Source organism: Actinocrinis sp., assembly GCF_035650855.1.
In the GTDB taxonomy this organism is placed as follows: domain Bacteria; phylum Actinomycetota; class Actinomycetes; order Streptomycetales; family Catenulisporaceae; genus Actinocrinis.
On record NZ_DASRGV010000302.1, the window covers coordinates 1 to 16,513 of the forward strand.

The window sequence follows — 16,513 nt, forward strand, 5'->3', positions numbered from 1 at the left end:
CCAGTTCGCCGCGCCGCAGGGCCAGACGAACACCGACACCGGCTGGGACGTGCAGTCCACCGCCAGCGGCTCCTCCTTCAGCGGGTTCGCCTGGTTCGGCAACTACACCACCCGCCAGGACGGGCCCGGGCACACCTTCCAGCTCACCAACGTCTCGAACCTCACGCTCGACAACCTGTGGATCGAGCACAACGTGGTGGGGGTCTGGGGCCTGACGGCCGTCAAGAACTCGACCTTCACCAACCTGCGCATCCGCGACACGCTGGCGGACGGCATCAACCTCACCAACGGAAGCCAGGGCAACCTGATCTCCAACGACGAGGCGCGCACCACCGGCGACGACAGCTTCGCCCTGTTCGCCGCGCAGGACAGCTGCTCCGGCTGCAAGGAGACCGGCAACACCATCCAGAACGTCACCGCGCTGACCCCGTGGCGGGCGGCGGGCGTGGCGGTCTACGGCGGGTACAACAACACTGTCCAGAACTTCTACGTGGCCGACACTCTGTGCTACCCGGGTCTGACGGTCAGCTCGCTGAACTTCGGCTTCCCGTTCGAAGGGTTCGAGGACAGTCCGCCGACCACGATCCAGAACTTCTCGCTGGCCCGTGACGGCGGCCATTTCTGGGGCAACCAGGCGTTCGGCGCGGTCTGGATGTTCTCGGCGACGAACCCCTTCCAGGGCATCCGGATCAACGATTCGACCATCACCGACCCGACCTACACCGGGATCATGTTCCAGACGGACTATGTCAACAACACCGCGCAATATCCGTTCCAGGACACGATCTTCACCAACACCACCATCACCGGGACGCACGCGAACAACGACGGATACGGCAACGGCAAGTCGGGCTTCGGCGTCTGGGCCAACCCGCTGCCCGAGGCCGGGCAGGGTCCACCGGTCGGCTCAGTGACGTTCAACCATTTGGTGGAGAGCAACAACGACGTCAATATCCAGAACACCTCGACCAGCACGTTCACCATCACCGTCAATCCGTAGCCGGCCGCCGACGGCGGTGAAGCGCAGCGCTCGCCGCTGATCGCTTCCGGCTCCGAACGACGGGCCCCGGGCTCCCCAGCGCCGCTGGGGAGCCCGGTCGCGTTCCTGATCGCAATCTTGTACATCGCCTTTTCCACCGAACACACCGGTCACCGGGGCTGGGTCTGGCGGCGGTGCTGTGAAATGATCCGGGTGCAGGAGGGGCATGTCGAGTCAGTGTTCTCATGAGGGCGAGGAGCGGGCGGAGGTGAGCGGCCGCGACCTGGACAGCGTTCTCGACTCCGCGAGGGCCGGGGACGAGTCCGGCATGGCGGAGCTCTGGCACGCCCTGAACCCCCCGGTGCTGCGCTACCTGAGAGTGGTGGTCGGGCAGGCCGCGGAGGACGTCGCCTCGGAGACCTGGCTGCAGGCGGCCAGGGACATCCGCCGGTTCCGCGGGGACGCGGCCGGGTTCCGGGTGTGGCTGTTCCGGGTGGCCCGCAACCGCGCGCTGGAGGAGCTGCGCCGCAGCGGGCGCCGCAAGGAGGACCCGGCGGGCCTGTACACGGCGCCGGACCTGGCGTCCCGGGACGATCCGGCGCGGGAGGCGGTAGAGCGCTTGGCTACGCGTCAAGCGCTGCGTCTCATAGCCCAGCTGCCGGCGAACCAGGCCGAAGCGGTGATGCTGCGCGTGGTCGTCGGTCTCGACGTGACGCAGACCGCGGAGGTGCTGGGGAAGCGACCCGGTGCGATACGCATAGCGGCCATGCGGGGACTGCGCCGGCTGGCCGCAGTCGTCGACGGGGAGGGCTTGCTGGAGGCTGAGCACGCCGGGGCCGGAACCGGAGCCGGAGCCGTGCTGCCGGAGGTGGCCGAATGAACGAGAGGCGCAGCCGCAATCTCGACACCGTGTTGGCCGCCGCAGCCGCGCCGCCGCTGCCTGAGGAAGAGGACGCACAGGCGCTGGCGAACGTGCTGACGATGTTCCACACGGCCGGAATCGCCGCAGAGGCAGGCGTCGCGGCGACGGAGCCGGTCACGGCGCACAGTCCGGTCGAATCCACCACGCCGGGGGATGCCCCGGCAGTCCGCAGCACCCCGCGCGTCTCGTTCATGACGAAGTGCGCTCTCGCGTTCGTGTTCGTCCTGGGCGCCAGCATCGCGATCTCGAGTACCGGAGTGCTGCCCTCACCGGTGCAGTCCTTCGTGCATCACATGTTCGGCGGCATCGGCGTGCCCGCGCCCCCGCCCACCCGGAACAGCAGCACGCCGAGCGGCGCCGGCACGGGTTCCGCCCCGACGAACCCGTTGCCCACCGTGAGCACGGGCCCTGACTCGGTCGCCTCGGCATCGGCGTCACACGCGAACGGGGCCGGCGCCCCGACGACGAGCGCTCCCGGGGCCGGGGTCTCGGCGGCGGCCTCTCCCAGCGCGACCGAGGCGTCCCTGTACACCCTGTGCACTCAGGTCAAGGGCAGCGGGAACAGCTGGAAGACGACGATGAGCGCGCAGGATCAGGCGCGGCTGGTCGCGGCCGCCGGCGGGGAGAACAAGGTTCACGCCTACTGCAACCAGCTGCTCAAGTCGGGCACGTCGTCCTCCGACACCACCACCGTCACTCCGTCCCCGACGCCGAGCGCCGGCGACTGACAGCCTGCGCCCCGCTCTCTCCGGACGCTACGCCGACACTGCGGCCTCGGTAATCACGCTGATCAGAGCGTGTGTAACACAATGCGGGCCAAGTGACCCTGTTAGTGCGTGAGGCGATGGCAAAGGGTGTGCCCGAACACCCCTTAGCGTCGCTTCCGCAGGGCCTGCGGCGCCGTGACCCCTTCGCTGGCAAGTGCCGCAGGCCCGCCATTCTTCTCCCGCGCCGTCTCCGTGACCTCTCCGCTGGGACGATCGCGCTCGGTTGAGCCGGCTTGCGCCCCCCACACCCGCACCCTTGACAGTCGCGCGCCGCGCGAGCACGCTGACTCTCGAATCGCGTTGGGAGAGCGCTCTCCAAACGAATCACCCACCGCCTCACGCGTGGGCGCCGTCCGCCCGGCCGCGCGCGTGAGTCTCAGGGCTCTCCCACGCCTCTGCCACGCCGCCGGGTCGGACCGCCTTCCCTCGCCGACGGTCCTTCTGTCGTCGTCTGCGCGGAGAGAGAGTCATGCGCTTGGTTCACCCTTCCCCGGGCCGGCCGCCGCGCCGGTCCCGTGTGCGCTCCCTGATCGCCGCGGCGGTGGTCGCGGTCACCACCGCCGGCCTGCTGACCGCGGTGTCGATGGAGGCGAACGCGGCGCCCACCCTGCTGTCCCAGGGCAAGCCGACCACCGCCTCGTCCTTGGAGAACTCCACCTTCCCGGCGTCCAACGCCACCGATGGCAACACCGGCACCCGCTGGTCCTCCGCGTTCAGCGACCCGCAGTGGCTCGAGGTGGACCTGGGTGCCTCGGCTGGCATCACGCAGGTGGTGCTGCAGTGGGAGGCCGCCTACGCCACCGGTTTCCAGATCCAGACCTCGAACGACAACGCGAACTGGACCTCGATCTACTCCACCACCACCGGAACCGGCGGAACACAGACCCTTAACATCACCGGTACCGGCCGCTACGTCCGCATGTACGGCACGACCCGAGCCACGCAATACGGCTACTCGCTCTGGGAATTCCAGGTCTACGGCAGCATCGGCGCCAGCACGGGGTGCAGCACGACCAACGCCGCACTCGGGCATCCGGCCACCGCATCGTCACTGGAGAACGCGACCTTCCCGGCGTCGAACGCCGTCGACGGCAACATCGGCACCCGCTGGTCCTCCGCGTTCAGCGACCCGCAATGGCTCCAGATCGACCTCGGCAGCACCCAGTCGATCTGCGGCGTCACGCTGAACTGGGAGGCGGCGTACGCGACCGCGTTCCAGATTCAGACCTCGAACGACGCAGGGAACTGGACCTCGGTCTATTCGACCACCACCGGAACCGGCGGAACGCAGAACCTCAGCCTGAGTGGATCAGGGCGCTACATCCGCATGTACGGCACGACCCGCGCGACCCCGTACGGCTACTCGCTCTGGGAGTTCCAGGTCTTCACCACCGGCGGCGGCACCGGCACTCCCTCGCCCTCGCCGAGCCCGACCGGTTCCAGCGGCGGCGGTGGCGGCAACGGCGCTCCGCCGCCCTCGTTCTGGGGCAACACCGGCAGCATCCCGGCGGCCACGCACGTCCTGGAAGTCAAGATCGCCAACCAGACGAACGGCCAGTACCCTGACAGCCAGGTCTACTGGAGCTTCAACGGCCAGACCGCCTCGATCGCGCAGCAGCCGTACATCGACATGCCCGCCAACTCGGCCGGCCGGATGTACTTCTACCTGGGCCAGCCGAACGGTCAGTACTACGACTTCATCGAGTTCACGGTCGGCGCCACGTTCATCAACGTGGACACCACCAGGGTCGACCGGTTCGGCCTGAAGCTGGCGCTGCTCGTGCACAGCCACGACGGCTCCGAGCAGGAGGTCGGCGAGAACTACGCCACCTTCCAGGAGAGCCGCAGCGCCACCTTCAGCCGCTTCCAGAACTCGGTGCCGACCGAGTTCAAGGAACTGGCCACCGACCAGGCGCCCTACGGCATCCCCTCCCCCGGCAACGACCCGGCCTTCCAGCCGGGCGGGGCATACGCGAACTACATGACCAGCTACGCCGCGGCGAACGGTGACTCCAGCGACAGCACGGCGCAGATCTTCGGCTGCGGCGGGACCCTGTCCGCGAACCCGACCCTGTGCGCCGGGCTGAACCGGCATGTCGCGCAGCTGCCGGCGGCGCAGCAGTCGATCCCGAGCAACTTCTACCAGGCCGCTCCGGCGAACTACTACGCGCAGTTCTGGCACCAGAACGCCATCAATGGCCTGCAATACGGCTTCCCCTACGACGACGACGCGGGTCAGTCTTCTGACATCTCGGTCAACAACCCGCAGTACATGGTCGTGGCGGTCGGCTGGTAACGCAGAACAGGCTGGCAACTGAGAACAAGCTGGTAACTAAGAACAGCCTGGTAACGAAGAGCACCAAGCCGCGGCGGCCGTTCGACACGGCCGCCGCGGCTCCCTTCGTGCGGCTGGTTCCACCCCCGCGGCGGCCAATCAGTGGGAGAGCGCTCTCCGACTGCCTGGCTTCCGCGCGTTACGGCAAGGTCCAGGCCTGGTTGGCACCGGCCGTGCACGACCAGATCTGCACCTGAGTGCCCGAGCCGCCCCAGCCGGTGTCGTCGAGACACTTGCCGGACTGCGGGTTGACCAGCGAGCTGTTTGCGCCGGCCTGCCAGACCTGCGCGCCGGTGCCGTTGCAGGTGTACAGCTGCACCTTCGTGCCGTTGGCCGTCCCGCCGCCGCTCACGTCCAGGCACTTGCCGAGCGCCTGCAACGTGCCGTTCGACGCGACGGTCCACTGCTGCGCGTTGGTGCCGTTGCACGTGTAGACCTGCACCGGCGTGCCGTCGGCGCTGTTGGCCCCGCGCACATCAAGACACAGGCCTTGATAACCGGTGACCGGGCCGGTCGAGCCGTTGCCGGTCGATCCGGCAGGCGCGACAGTCCAAATGAAGCTCGCGCTTGCGGTCGCGCCCGCGCCGTCCTTCGCGGTGACTGTGACCGTGCTCGTCCCGGCTGCGGAGGGCGTACCCGTGATCGCGCCGGTGCTCGTATTGATCGAGGTTCCGGCGGGCAGACCGGCAGCCGAGTAGGTGAGCGTCTGGCCACTCGTGCTGTCGCTTGCCGTGATCGGCAGGCTGGCCGCGTTACCGGCGATGCCCTCCTGCGCACCGGGATTCGTCACCGTGACCGGCTGCCCGATCTGCGCGGAGCTCACCGAGAGGGTGCCGGTCAGCGGCAGGTTCCGATCCGAGTCGCCGACCGAGACGGTGTAGCTGCCGGTGCTCACCGCCCAGGCGTTGGTGGAAGCGTTCCAGTACTGGAGGTTCGCCTGAGTCAGCGGGAAGCTGACCGTGGTGCTCTGGCTGGGCTGCAGGTCGACCCGGGCGAAGCCTTCAAGCTGCTTCGGCGGTTCGCCCGACGCGGCCGGGTCCGTGACATAGAGCTGTGCGACCTCGGCGCCTTCGCGTGAGCCGGTGTTGGTCACGGTGGCGGTGACCGTCGCGGCCCCGCCCTGGGGCAGGGCGCTGATGCTCAGGTTGCTGAACGAGAAGCTGGTGTAGGAAAGGCCGAAGCCGAACGGGAACAGCGGCGTCAGGTTGTTGGCGTCGTAGTAGCGGTAACCGACGTCCAAGCCCTCGGAATACTGCACCTGGCCGTTCGTGCCCGGCCACTGCGCGGTGGTGTTCGCAGGGACCTGCGACAGCGAGGTCGGGAAGGTGACCGGCAGCTTGCCCGACGGATTCACGTCGCCGAACAGCAGCGCGGCGATGGCGTTGCCGTCCTCCTGGCCGGGGTACCAGGCCTCGAACACGCCCGCGACCGAGCTCAGCCACGGCATAGTGACCGCGGAGCCGGTGTTGAGCACCACGACCGTGTGCGGGTTCGCGGCGGCCACCGCGGAGATCAGCGAGTTCTGCGAGCTGGTCAGATCGATGTTGCTCAGGTCGCTGCCCTCGGACTCGCCCTTGTTCACGAAGACCACCGCGACCGAGGACGAGGCGGCCAGCGACGCGGCGGAGCTGGAGTTCGAGCCGTCGTTGTAGCTGACCTTGATCCCGCTGCCGGCCCGCGAGGTGATGCCCTGCAGCGGGGTGACCGTGCCGCTCGAGTTGACCCCCGCGCTACCGCCGCCGTCGGTCATCGGGCTGGTCGAGGCGTCCGTGCCGATCACCGCGATCGACGAGGTGCCGGATCCGAACGGCAGCACGCCTCCGCTGTTCTTCAGCAGCACCGTGCCCTCCTCGGCGAGCTGCCGCCCGGTGGTCACGTGCGCGGCCGAGGTGGCGCTCTGCCCGGGCGAGCCGGTCGGCGCCTTGTCGAAGAGGCCGAAGGCGAACATCTCGGTGAGCACCTGCGAGGTGAGCGCGTCCAGCGTCGACTTGGAGACCGCACCGCTGGAGACCGCGTTCGTCAGGGTGCTGCCGTAGTAGCCGTCGTTGCCGGGCATGTCCTGGTTCAGGCCCGCGTTCGCGGACGCGGCGGTCGCGTGGGTCGCGCCCCAGTCCGAGGTGACGAAACCGGTGAAGCCGAATTGCTGGCGCAGGGCGGTGGTGAGCAGATACGGGTTCTGACAGGCATAGGTGCCGTTGACGGTGCTGTAGGAGCACATGACCGACGAAGCGGCGCCCTGCTGCGTGGAGATCCGGAACGCCGGCAGGTAGATCTCCTGGAGCGTGCGGGTGCTGATGATCGCGTTGTCGGACGGCGTGTTGCGGTTGGTCTCCTGGTTGTACACGGCCAGGTGCTTGACCTGCGCCATCTCACCCGTGGACTGCACACCTTGAATGTCGGCGGCGCCGAGGGCGCCGTTCAGGTACGGGTCCTCGCCGACGGATTCGAAGGCGCGGCCCCAGCGCGGGTCGCGCACCAGGTTGATGGTCGGCCCGAGGTCGATCGTGGAGCCCTTAGCGACCTGCTCAGCGCCGATCACCTGGCCGAAGCGCTGCTCGGCGGCGGTGTCCCAGCTCGCGGCGACGTCGACCGGCGCGGGCAGCTGGGTGACTCCGGTCATCCCGTCGCCGACACCCGCCGGGCCGTCCTCCAGGTTCACCGCGGGGATGCAGAGCGAGCCGATGGCCGGGGTGAACCCGACGTAGCTGGATCCGGACGCGCCGGTGAGCAGCGTGACCTCCTGCGCGGTGGTCATCTGGGCCAGCAGTTGGCTGACCCGCTGCGGAATCGGGGCGGTGGAGCCGACCCAGGGACAGGCGCTCGAGGCCGCGGCGGCCGGCGGCGCGCCGGTGTAGGCGGCGAACAGTGACGCGGACGCGGTGGCCAGGGCGAGGGCCGCCGTCCGGGCTCGATGAAGGGTTGTGGGTTTGGGCACGATGCCTCCTGACATGCGGGACCGGCGCCGGGGCATGCTTGGCGGCTGTGTCTCGGTTGGCCGGATTCGCCCGCAAGCGAGGCGTTCCAGGGCGGCCTATGGCAAGGCGCGGGGACGCCCTCGGACCGGGGTTGTCCGTGGGCGTTCACGCAACGCAGCCAGAGGTCGTCATGGGGCGGCGAGCGGGGCGAATCCGGCCAACCGAGACACCAGCATTGTTGGGTGGGGCAACAATCGGCGTCGGTAACGGTGATGAAACACGCGGACACAGGAGGCTGTCAATGGTCTTAACCACTTCCCACGGGCCATCAGGGTTGGCGCGGGCAACCAATCTCGGCGTGCTTCCAAATACGAAGGCCGCGAGCCTGGAAGGCTGGTGCCGTGGAACCGCAAACTGATGAGGCGTCCGAGCCGGACGGCCGCTCGGAACTGCGCGACGAAGGAACGACAGCCCGCGCGCAGTTCATCGTCTCCGCCTGCGTCGGCATCGGCGCCGGCGTGCTGGCCGGCGTGCTCGGGACCGGTCGAATCGCGCCCCTGATCGGCTGGGACGCGCTGGCGCTGGCGTTCTGCGGCTGGGTGTGGATCGGGGTCTGGGGCCTGGACGCCGAGCACACCCGGCAGCACGCGCGGCGCGAGGATCCCGGCCGCGAGCTGACCGATCTGATGCTGCTCGGCGCCGCCCTGGCCAGTCTCGTGGCGGTCGGCGCGGTGCTGTTCGGAGCCGGGCACGCCGACGGCAACGCCAAGTACTACCAGGCCGGGCTCGCGCTCTTCTCGGTCTTCGTCTCCTGGGCGCTGGTGCACACGGTCTTCATGCTGAAGTACGCGCGGCTCTACTACACCGATCCGGTCGGCGGAATCGACTTCAAGCAGCGGGCTGAGGCGCGCTACAGCGACTTCGCCTATGTGGCGTTCACGGTGGGCATGACGTTCCAGGTCTCCGACACCGACATTCGGGACGGGGACGTCCGGCGCACCGTGCTGCGCCAAGCGCTGCTGTCGTTTCCGCTCGGGACAGTGATCATCGCGGCGGCGATCAATCTGGTCGCGGGTCTGGCGAAGTAGCGTCAGGTCAGCCGGGTCAGCGCGTAGATGAGCAAACCGGCCAGCGCCCCAACCACCGTGCCGTTGATCCGAATGAACTGGAGGTCGCGGCCTACCTGGATCTCCACCTTGCGCGAGGTCTCCTGCGCGTCCCAGGCCTGGACCGTGTCCGTGATCAAAGCTGTGATCTCGGCGCGGTACGTGACGACGACGTGGACGGCCGCGCCCTCGACCCAGGTGTCCACCTTGCTGCGTAGCCGGTCGTCCGATTCCAGCCGGCGGCCGAACGCGGCGATCGCGTCACGCATCCGCAGGCGCAGCTCGCTGTCCTCGTCCTCGGCCGCCGACACGATCATTGAGCGCATGGCCTGCCAGGAGGAGCCGACCAGCCGCTGCACCTCGCGGTGATTGATCAGCTCCTGCTTGAACCGCTCCGCCTGTGCCAGCGTCACCGGATCCGAGGCCAGCTGCCGGGCGAAATCGGCCAGGAAGTCGTCGATCGCGGCCCGCGCCTGGTGCTGCGGCTCGTCGCGCACCGCGGCCGCGAACTTCACCAGCTCCTTGTGGATCCGGCGGGCGACGCGCTCGTCGACGAACCGGGGCGTCCACATCGGTGCCTCGCCGGTGACCGTGCGCTCGATCGCGTCCGGATGCTGCTCGAGCCACTCGACGGCGCGGCGCGCGAGCAGGTCGATCAGCGGCCGATGCCCGTCGTCCGCGACGAACTTGCCGAGCACGCGGCCGGCCACCGGGCCGATCGGCTGCTCGTTGAGCCAGCGGTTCACGGTGCGGCTGAGGACCGCCTGCAGGTCGTCGTCGCGCAGGACCGCGAGCACGCCGCGCAGCAGCCCCGCGGCCTCCTGGGTGACCCGCTCGGCGTGCTTGTCGTCGGCCAGCCAGCCGCCGAGCCGCGCGGACAGGCCGATGGCGCGCAGCCGGGCGCGGATGACCTGCTCGGAGAGGAAGTTCTCGCCGACGAAGTCGCCCAGGCTGCGGCCCAGCGCCTCCTTGCGGTTCGGGATGATCGCGGTGTGCGGGATCGGCAGGCCGAGCGGGTGGCGAAACAGCGCGGTGACCGCGAACCAGTCCGCCAGCGCGCCGACCATCGCCGCCTGCGCGGCCGCGCCGAGGTACTGGGCCCAGGTCGCCCCGTGCCCTTCCTGCCAGCGGGCCAGCACGTACAGGCCGACGGCGGCCAGCAGGAACCCGCTGGCGACCGCCTTCATCCGCCGGACGCCGCGTCGCTTGATCACCTCGGCGGGTGAGAGTTGTCGCACGTCGCCATTGTGACAAGATCGGCGCCCGGCTGGAGTGAGTGGCACCCGCCGCGCGGTCGCCACCGGATCAGCGTCAGGTCGCGATGTCCGGATAGGGCAGACGCATGTGAGCCAGCCGGCGCGCGTACTCCAGCTGGAAGCCGAGCGGTTCGTAGTCGCGCTCGAACATGGCGATGAAGAGGGTGAGCGTGAGGAAGGGATGCGCGCCGAGTTCGAACAGCTTCGGGTAGTCGTGTGTCGCCAGAGCCTCGCGCTCCACGTCGTCGAAGCGCAGCCAGGTTGAGGACTCACAGGAGTGGCAGCCGAGGATGCGGTTGGCGTGCTCGGCCTCCCACGCCGTGACCGTGCCGCGCGGGTCCTCCCGGTAACGCTCGACCAGGTCCGCGTCGCGGTCGACAGTGAACAGGAACTTGTTCAGCAGGTACTTGCTCACGGCCGGTCTCCGTTCGCGTTCGGGTACCAGGTGAAGTAGGCCTCCATGGTGTGGAACAGGTCGTAGGTGTCCACGTAGTCGGCCTTCGCGCCCTCGCCGGCGACGCCCATCATCAGCATGAAGTCCATGAAGCCGTGGGTGGCGTTGCCGGGCAGGTGCAGGCTGTCCAGGGTGACCTCGGCGAGGCAGCCCTCGATGTCGCCGGAGGCGATCCAGTCCACGGCCTTGCGGTCGAATTCGGGGTCGGGTCCGGTGGGGCCGAACTGGCGCGGGCCGCCGAGTTCCAGGGAGAGGTGCCCGGTGCCGATGACCGCGACGCGCTGGTCGCAGGGCCAGGACTCGACCAGCTCGCGGATGGTGCGGCCGAGCTGGACGAAGCGCTTCGGGCGCGGCAGCGGCGGGGCGAAGATGTTGGTGTAGACGGGCACGATCGGCAGGTCCGCCTGCGGCCGCAGGGTGATGATCGGGCAGGTGATCGAGTGGTCGATCCGCAGCTCGTTGGAGAAGGCCAGGTCGAAGCCGGCGTCGAGGCCCTCGCGCAGCAGGTGGGAGGAGAGCTCCTCCTGGCCGGTGAGCAGCATGCGCGGCAGGCCGAATTCGCGTTCCTCGTTGTAGAAGTTCGCGTCGTAGTACGGAGCCTTGCCGATGAGGAACTGCGGCATGTTGTCGAGCCACAGCTGGTGGAAATGGTCCGATCCGACCATCACGAGCACGTCGGGACGCGCCTTGGTCAGGGTTTCCCGGAACGCCTCGACCTTGCGCACCCACTCGTCGGCGAAGGGCGGGCGGTCCGCGCCGACGGCGGTGCTGGCGCGGTAGTAGAACGGGTGGTGCGTGGACGCGATGACCGCGACGAGTTCAGCCATGCGGGCCTCCGTTGGCGGCGGGCTGGTAGGGCTCCGGCGGGACCGGCCGGTTGTTCAGGTCCACGGAGAGGAAGATCTGGTTCGCGACGGGCCGGCGCAGCTCCTCGGCGAGCTGGCCGATCAGTCCGGCGGTGCGGGCGAGCAGGGCGAAGCCGCGCAGCAGCTCGAGCGGCAGGCCGAGGTCGGCGAGGGCGGCGCCGCAGACCCCGGCGCCGTTGAGCGGCAGGGTTCTGCGTAGCACGGCCGGATGCACGCGGCCGATCGCGGCGAAGAGCGCGAGATGCGGGCCGTAGAGGCCTTCCTCGGCGGCGATCTGGAAGAGCCGCGGGGTACGCGGATCGCCCTGCTTGTGCACGTGGTGGCCGAGGCCGGGGACGCGCAGGCCGGCGGCGCGGGTGTTTTGCAGGGTACTGAGAGCCAGCGCGTCCCAGCCGTCGTCGTCGGTCGGCAGCGCGCCGGATTGGGCCGCGACGACCTCGTGCAGGAACTGGCCGCAGTCCTCGGTGACGCCGAGGAAGCGCGAGCCGCCGCCGAGCAGTCCGGCGGCCAGCGCGCCTTGAATCGAGTCGGGGGCGGAGAGGTAGGTCAGCCGGGTGACGATCGCGGTCGGGGTGAAGCCGTGGTCGGCGAGGGCGGCGAGTACGGCCTCGAAGACGCGGGTTTCGCCGCGGGTCGGGCGGCGCTGGGTGGCGAGCCAGAAGGCGAGTTCGCCGAAGCCGACCTCGCCCATCACGTCGCGGGCCAGGTCGCGGCCGAGCAGGGTGATGCTGTCGAGGGAGGAGGCGCCCAGCGCGGTCGGGTATGTATCAGACATCGTCATCCACCGGGGCGGAGAGCCAGGCGCGCAGCTCGGCGCCGTGTTCGTCGAGATCCGGCGGCGGAAGCCGGTAAGCCGGCGGGGTCTCGGAGAGCCGGATCGGGTTGCGGGTGGTCGGCATCGCGCGTCCGCCCTCGCCGACCTCGACGATCGGATCGAGACCGAAGCGCTCGGCCATCGCGAAACCGCCCTTGATGGTGTTGATCGGCCCGCTCGGCACCCCGGCCTCGACCAGCAGGTCGAACCACTCGTTCGCGCCGCGCTTGCTCAGCTGCTCGACCAGCAGCGGCCGCAGTTCCTCGCGGCGCTCGGTGCGGTCGGCGTTGCGCGCGAAGCGCGGGTCGTCGGCCAGTCCGGGGACGCCCAGCACCTCGCACAGCTTGCGGAACTGCCCGTCGTTGGCCGCGGCGACGATCAGGTCGTCGTCGGCGGTCGGCAGCGGTTCGTAGGGGAACACGCTCGGGTGCGCGTTGCCCATCCGGAACGGCACTACTCCCCCGGCCGCGTAGGCCGAGCTGTGGTTGACCAGACCGGAGAGCGCCGAGGACAGCAGGTTGATCTCGACCTGCTGGCCGCGTCCGGTGGCGTCGCGATGCCGTAACGCGGCGAGGATGCCGATCACCGCGTGGTTTCCGGCCATGACGTCGAATACTGAGATCCCGGCGCGATACGGCGGCCCGTCCGGGTCCCCGGTCAGGCTCATCAGGCCGGAGACGGCCTGGACCATCAGGTCGTAGCCGGGTACGTCGCGGCCGGGTCCGGTGCCGAAGCCGCTGATCGACGCGTAGATGAGGCCGGGGTTGCCGGCGCGGGCCGACTCGTAGTCGAGCCCGTATTTGGCCAGGCCGCCGGGCTTGAAGTTCTCTATGAACACGTCGGCGCGGCGGGCCAGCTCGCGGGCGAGTTCGACGTCTGTCTCGTCGCGCAGGTCGAGCGCGATCGAGCGCTTGCCGCGGTTGATGCCGAGGTAGTAGGTCGACACGCCGTCGCGGACCGGCGGCATCCAGGAGCGGGTGTCGTCGCCCTTCGGCCCTTCGACCTTGATTACGTCCGCGCCGAGGTCCGCCAGCAGCATGGTGGCGTATGGGCCGGCCAGGATGCGGGAGAAGTCGGCGACGAGCAGGCCCGAGAGCGGACCGGGCAACGGACCCGCCTGGTTGCGCTGTTCGATCGCCAACTCTCCTCCTTGTCCGGTGTACGGACAGTCGTCCGTTAAGCGATTCTCGCATGATCGGGCGCGGCGTCAAGGGCTCGCGGCGACCGCGGCGCGGGTGATGTGCGGTACGGCTTCCAGCCGGGCGAAGTCGGCGCTGATCTCGCCGGCCGCGTGCAGGAGCAGCGGCAGGTGGTGGTCGACGAGGCGCTCCAGGGGTGTCTCCGCGGCGTGCGTGTTCACATTCAGCGCCGCGATGACCTCGCCGGAGCCGTTGCGCAGGGGTGCGGCGGCCGAGCGGATGCCGCGCGTGAGCTGTTCGTCCGTCAGCGCCCAGCCGCGCGCCCTGACCTGGCGAAGCTCGGCTTCTCGCTCGGCGGGGCCGGGCTGCCAGAGCGGGGTGAGGCCGGAGCGGCTCGGCTCGGCGAGCACGGACTCGACCTCGGCGTCGGTGCGAGCGGCCAGCAGCACCTTGCCGAGGGAGGTCTGGAGCGCGGGGAACCGGGTCCCGATCTGTACCGCGAGCGAGACGATCTTCGGAACGGCGACGCGCGCGACGTACACGATGTCGGAGCCGTCGAGCTGGGCGATGGAGCAGGATTCGCCGGTGCGCGCGGACAGGATCTCCATGTGCGGCCTGGCCACTTCCCACAGGTCCATCGATCGGACATAGGCGGTGCCGAGGTCGAGCACCCGCGGGGTGAGCGCGAACCCCGATCCGCGGGCGCGGACGTAGCCGAGTTCCTGGAGGGTGAGCAGGATCCGGCGCGCGGTCGGCCGCGCCAGCCCGGTGGCCGCGGCGACCTCGCTGAGGGTCATCACCGCACGGCCGGGCTCGAAGGCGGTGATCACGTCGAGGCCGCGGGCGAGCGCCTCGATGAAGTCCGGTCCTGCGCCGTCGCGGGCCATCAAGTCTCCTCGGCGTATGCCTGTCCGCTGGACGGACAGAGTTCGGGCACGCCACAAGTAGAGCACAGCGGCCGAGCGGCTCCAAGGGTCGGCATGCGGACGCCGCGATCTCGGCGAGTTGGCTGGTCGCGACTGCTCTCGGGGTTGACAGGGCGGCGAGCGGGTCGGAGAGTAACGGCAATCTCGCCGCCCGCTGGGCGGACATCGGTCCGAAGGAGTCGCCGTGAGTGAGACAGCCGCCGCGGACGGATCAGCCCTCGACTTCGCCCCGGGGCGCCCGGTGCTGCTGCGCGGCGGCACGGTGCTCCCGATGGACGCCCGGCGGCAGGTGCTCGCCGACACCGATGTGCTGACGATCGGCCACCGGATCGAGGCCGTGGGTCAGCACCTTGACGCGCCCCAAGACGCCATCGTCATCGACGCGAGCGGCGGCATCGTGATGCCGGGGATGATCGACACGCACCGGCACATGTGGCAGACCGCGATGCGCGGCTACGGCGCCGACTGGACGCTGACCCAGTACTTCGTCTGGTACTACCTGGAATCCGGGAAGCTGTTCCGCCCCGAGGACATTCACGCGGGCAACCTGCTGGCCGCGATCGAGGCGCTCGACGCCGGGGTGACGACGGTCCTGGACTGGTCGCACGGCCTGCAAACGGTGGACCACGCGGAGGCCGCGGTCGACGCGCTGCAGTCGGTGCCGGGCCGGTACGTGCTCGCCTACGGCAACATCCAGCAGCCGCCGGCACAGTGGTCCGCCGCGCCGGAGTTCCGCGACTTCGTGCGCCGCCGGATCACCGGGGACGACATGCTGGGCTTCCAGCTGGCCTTCGACGTGACCGGCGATCCGGCGTTCCCGGAGGCGCCGGCCTTCGAGGCGGCGCGGGAACTCGGCGTCGGCGTGACGACGCACGCCGGGGTCTGGGGCGCGACCAGCGACGAGAGCATCCGGCTCATGTACGAGGGCGGATTCATGACACCGCAGACCACGTACGTGCACGCGGCGTCGCTGTCCGCTGATTCGTACCAGCGCATCGCGGCGACCGGCGGTTCCATCTCGGTGGCCACGGAGAGCGAGCAGAGCGCGGGTCAGGGATACCCGCCCACCTGGGCGATCCGCGCACACGACATTCCCGTCTCGCTCTCGATGGACACCAGCGTGTGGTGGAGCGGCGACCTGTTCTCGGCGATGCGGACGACGCTCGGCGCGGACCGCGCCCGCGAGCATTTCGAGGCGCATCTGAAGGGCGAGACGGTCACGCATTGCAGCCTGCGGGCGGAGCACGTGGTCGAGTGGGCGACCCGCGGCGGCGCGCGGACGCTCGGCCGGGACCACGACCTCGGCAGCCTGGAGGTGGGCAAGAAGGCGGACGTGGTGCTGATCAAGAACGACCAGTCGCCGGTTTCCTTCCCGCTGCTGAACCCTTACGGCCACGTGGCGTTTCAGGCGCAGCGCGGGGACGTGCACACAGTCCTCGTGGACGGCCGCGTGGTCAAGCACGAGCACCGGCTGGTGGGCATCGACTTGGCGGCCGCACGGCGCGAGTCGGAGGCGACGGCCGAGTATCTGCGGTCCGCGCTGGGTGACGAGGCGTGGTTCCGGGGGATGAACCCTGACATTCCCGAGTCGAAGGTACTCGACAATCCGTACACGTACACCGACTACCGGAGCGAGGCGACGCGCAGCACCCGGCCGGAGGTGTGATCCGCAGCGCGTCAGCGGCCTGACGGGCTCGCTGACGCGCTACGGCCGGGATCGGTCAGCTCACGTTGAGCGCGGTGTCGTCGAGGACGAACGAGGTCTGATACTCGGAGTCCTCGGCGCCGGTGAACTTGAGGGTGACGGTCTGTCCGGCGTAGCCGGACAGGCTGAAGCTGTGCTGTGTGTAGCCGGTGTTGTGGTTTAGGTTGGAGTAGGTGCCCAGGGTCGCGAGCACGGTGCCGGAGCTGTTGAGTACCTGGACCTTGAGCGTGTCGTAGGCGGTGGTGGTGCTGGTCTCGGCCGTGTCGATGTGCAAGTAGAAGCTGAAGTTGTAGTTCGAGCAGCCGGTCGGCAGCGTCACCGCCTGCGAG

At 69.4% G+C, this 16,513-nt stretch carries 13 protein-coding genes and 1 pseudogene; 6 read left to right on the top strand and 8 right to left on the bottom strand.

Annotation, left to right across the window (positions count from 1 at the left end; translation table 11 throughout):
• The 4 genes from VFB40_RS21515 to VFB40_RS21530 form a co-directional block, all read left to right on the top strand.
• The coding region (locus VFB40_RS21515) for a right-handed parallel beta-helix repeat-containing protein (RefSeq protein ID WP_324853456.1) at window positions 1–1,000 on the top strand (1,000 nt) is incomplete at its 5' end.
• Between the two features lie 247 nt (window positions 1,001–1,247).
• Window positions 1,248–1,859 carry an RNA polymerase sigma factor gene (locus VFB40_RS21520; RefSeq protein WP_324853458.1) on the top strand — a complete coding sequence of 204 codons (612 nt, stop codon included), beginning with the start codon at window positions 1,248–1,250 and terminating at the stop codon, window positions 1,857–1,859.
• The gene (locus tag VFB40_RS21525) at window positions 1,856–2,629 is read left to right on the top strand and encodes a hypothetical protein (RefSeq protein WP_324853460.1); all 774 of its coding nucleotides are present in this window, start codon (window positions 1,856–1,858) and stop codon (window positions 2,627–2,629) included. The genes VFB40_RS21520 and VFB40_RS21525 overlap by 4 nt, the downstream gene beginning before the upstream one ends.
• Window positions 2,630–3,137: 508 nt before the next feature.
• Window positions 3,138–4,964 carry a discoidin domain-containing protein gene (locus VFB40_RS21530; RefSeq protein WP_349261583.1) on the top strand — a complete coding sequence of 609 codons (1,827 nt, stop codon included), beginning with the start codon at window positions 3,138–3,140 and terminating at the stop codon, window positions 4,962–4,964.
• A gap of 178 nt (window positions 4,965–5,142) precedes the next feature.
• Here VFB40_RS21530 and VFB40_RS21535 read toward each other — a convergent pair whose 3' ends face one another.
• Complete coding sequence (locus VFB40_RS21535; RefSeq protein ID WP_324853465.1) at window positions 5,143–7,938, bottom strand: glycoside hydrolase family 3 C-terminal domain-containing protein; 2,796 nt, start codon at window positions 7,936–7,938, stop codon at window positions 5,143–5,145.
• Between the two features lie 381 nt (window positions 7,939–8,319).
• Here VFB40_RS21535 and VFB40_RS21540 point away from each other — a divergent pair, with 381 nt between their 5' ends.
• Window positions 8,320–9,006 (top strand): DUF1345 domain-containing protein, encoded by a 687-nt coding sequence (locus VFB40_RS21540; RefSeq protein ID WP_324853467.1) that lies wholly within the window; start codon window positions 8,320–8,322, stop codon window positions 9,004–9,006.
• A gap of 2 nt (window positions 9,007–9,008) precedes the next feature.
• Here VFB40_RS21540 and VFB40_RS21545 read toward each other — a convergent pair whose 3' ends face one another.
• From VFB40_RS21545 to VFB40_RS21570, 6 genes are all read right to left on the bottom strand, one after another.
• The gene (locus VFB40_RS21545) at window positions 9,009–10,262 is read right to left on the bottom strand and encodes a DUF445 domain-containing protein (RefSeq protein ID WP_324853469.1); all 1,254 of its coding nucleotides are present in this window, start codon (window positions 10,260–10,262) and stop codon (window positions 9,009–9,011) included.
• Between the two features lie 73 nt (window positions 10,263–10,335).
• The gene (locus VFB40_RS21550; protein ID WP_324853471.1) at window positions 10,336–10,695 is read right to left on the bottom strand and encodes a hypothetical protein; all 360 of its coding nucleotides are present in this window, start codon (window positions 10,693–10,695) and stop codon (window positions 10,336–10,338) included.
• Window positions 10,692–11,561 carry a DODA-type extradiol aromatic ring-opening family dioxygenase gene (locus tag VFB40_RS21555; protein ID WP_324853473.1) on the bottom strand — a complete coding sequence of 290 codons (870 nt, stop codon included), beginning with the start codon at window positions 11,559–11,561 and terminating at the stop codon, window positions 10,692–10,694. Before VFB40_RS21555 ends, VFB40_RS21550 begins: the two co-directional genes overlap by 4 nt.
• Window positions 11,554–12,375 carry a citryl-CoA lyase gene (locus VFB40_RS21560; RefSeq protein WP_324853475.1) on the bottom strand — a complete coding sequence of 274 codons (822 nt, stop codon included), beginning with the start codon at window positions 12,373–12,375 and terminating at the stop codon, window positions 11,554–11,556. The genes VFB40_RS21555 and VFB40_RS21560 overlap by 8 nt, the downstream gene beginning before the upstream one ends.
• Window positions 12,368–13,555: a CaiB/BaiF CoA transferase family protein gene (locus VFB40_RS21565; protein ID WP_324853477.1), complete on the bottom strand. Its 1,188-nt coding sequence runs from the start codon at window positions 13,553–13,555 to the stop codon at window positions 12,368–12,370. Before VFB40_RS21565 ends, VFB40_RS21560 begins: the two co-directional genes overlap by 8 nt.
• Window positions 13,556–13,621: 66 nt before the next feature.
• Window positions 13,622–14,440: an IclR family transcriptional regulator domain-containing protein gene (locus tag VFB40_RS21570; protein WP_324853479.1), complete on the bottom strand. Its 819-nt coding sequence runs from the start codon at window positions 14,438–14,440 to the stop codon at window positions 13,622–13,624.
• A gap of 310 nt (window positions 14,441–14,750) precedes the next feature.
• Here VFB40_RS21570 and VFB40_RS21575 point away from each other — a divergent pair, with 310 nt between their 5' ends.
• Entirely contained in the window at window positions 14,751–16,145 is a 1,395-nt protein-coding gene (locus VFB40_RS21575) for an amidohydrolase family protein (protein ID WP_349261584.1), read from the top strand.
• Window positions 16,146–16,200: 55 nt separating this feature from the next.
• Here VFB40_RS21575 and VFB40_RS21580 read toward each other — a convergent pair.
• A pseudogene (locus VFB40_RS21580) lies at window positions 16,201–16,513 on the bottom strand (hydrolase); the annotation flags it as partial.

What these genes read in the sequence shown, in the direction of transcription:
- VFB40_RS21555 (WP_324853473.1), bottom strand. Translation starts at nt 11,561, where the DNA reads ATGGCTGAACTCGTCGCGGTCATCGCGTCCACGCACCACCCGTTCTAC.
- VFB40_RS21530 (WP_349261583.1), top strand. Translation starts at nt 3,138, where the DNA reads ATGCGCTTGGTTCACCCTTCCCCGGGCCGGCCGCCGCGCCGGTCCCGT.
- VFB40_RS21525 (WP_324853460.1), top strand. Translation starts at nt 1,856, where the DNA reads ATGAACGAGAGGCGCAGCCGCAATCTCGACACCGTGTTGGCCGCCGCA.
- VFB40_RS21575 (WP_349261584.1), top strand. Translation starts at nt 14,751, where the DNA reads ATGGACGCCCGGCGGCAGGTGCTCGCCGACACCGATGTGCTGACGATC.
- VFB40_RS21570 (WP_324853479.1), bottom strand. Translation starts at nt 14,440, where the DNA reads ATGGCCCGCGACGGCGCAGGACCGGACTTCATCGAGGCGCTCGCCCGC.
- VFB40_RS21560 (WP_324853475.1), bottom strand. Translation starts at nt 12,375, where the DNA reads ATGTCTGATACATACCCGACCGCGCTGGGCGCCTCCTCCCTCGACAGC.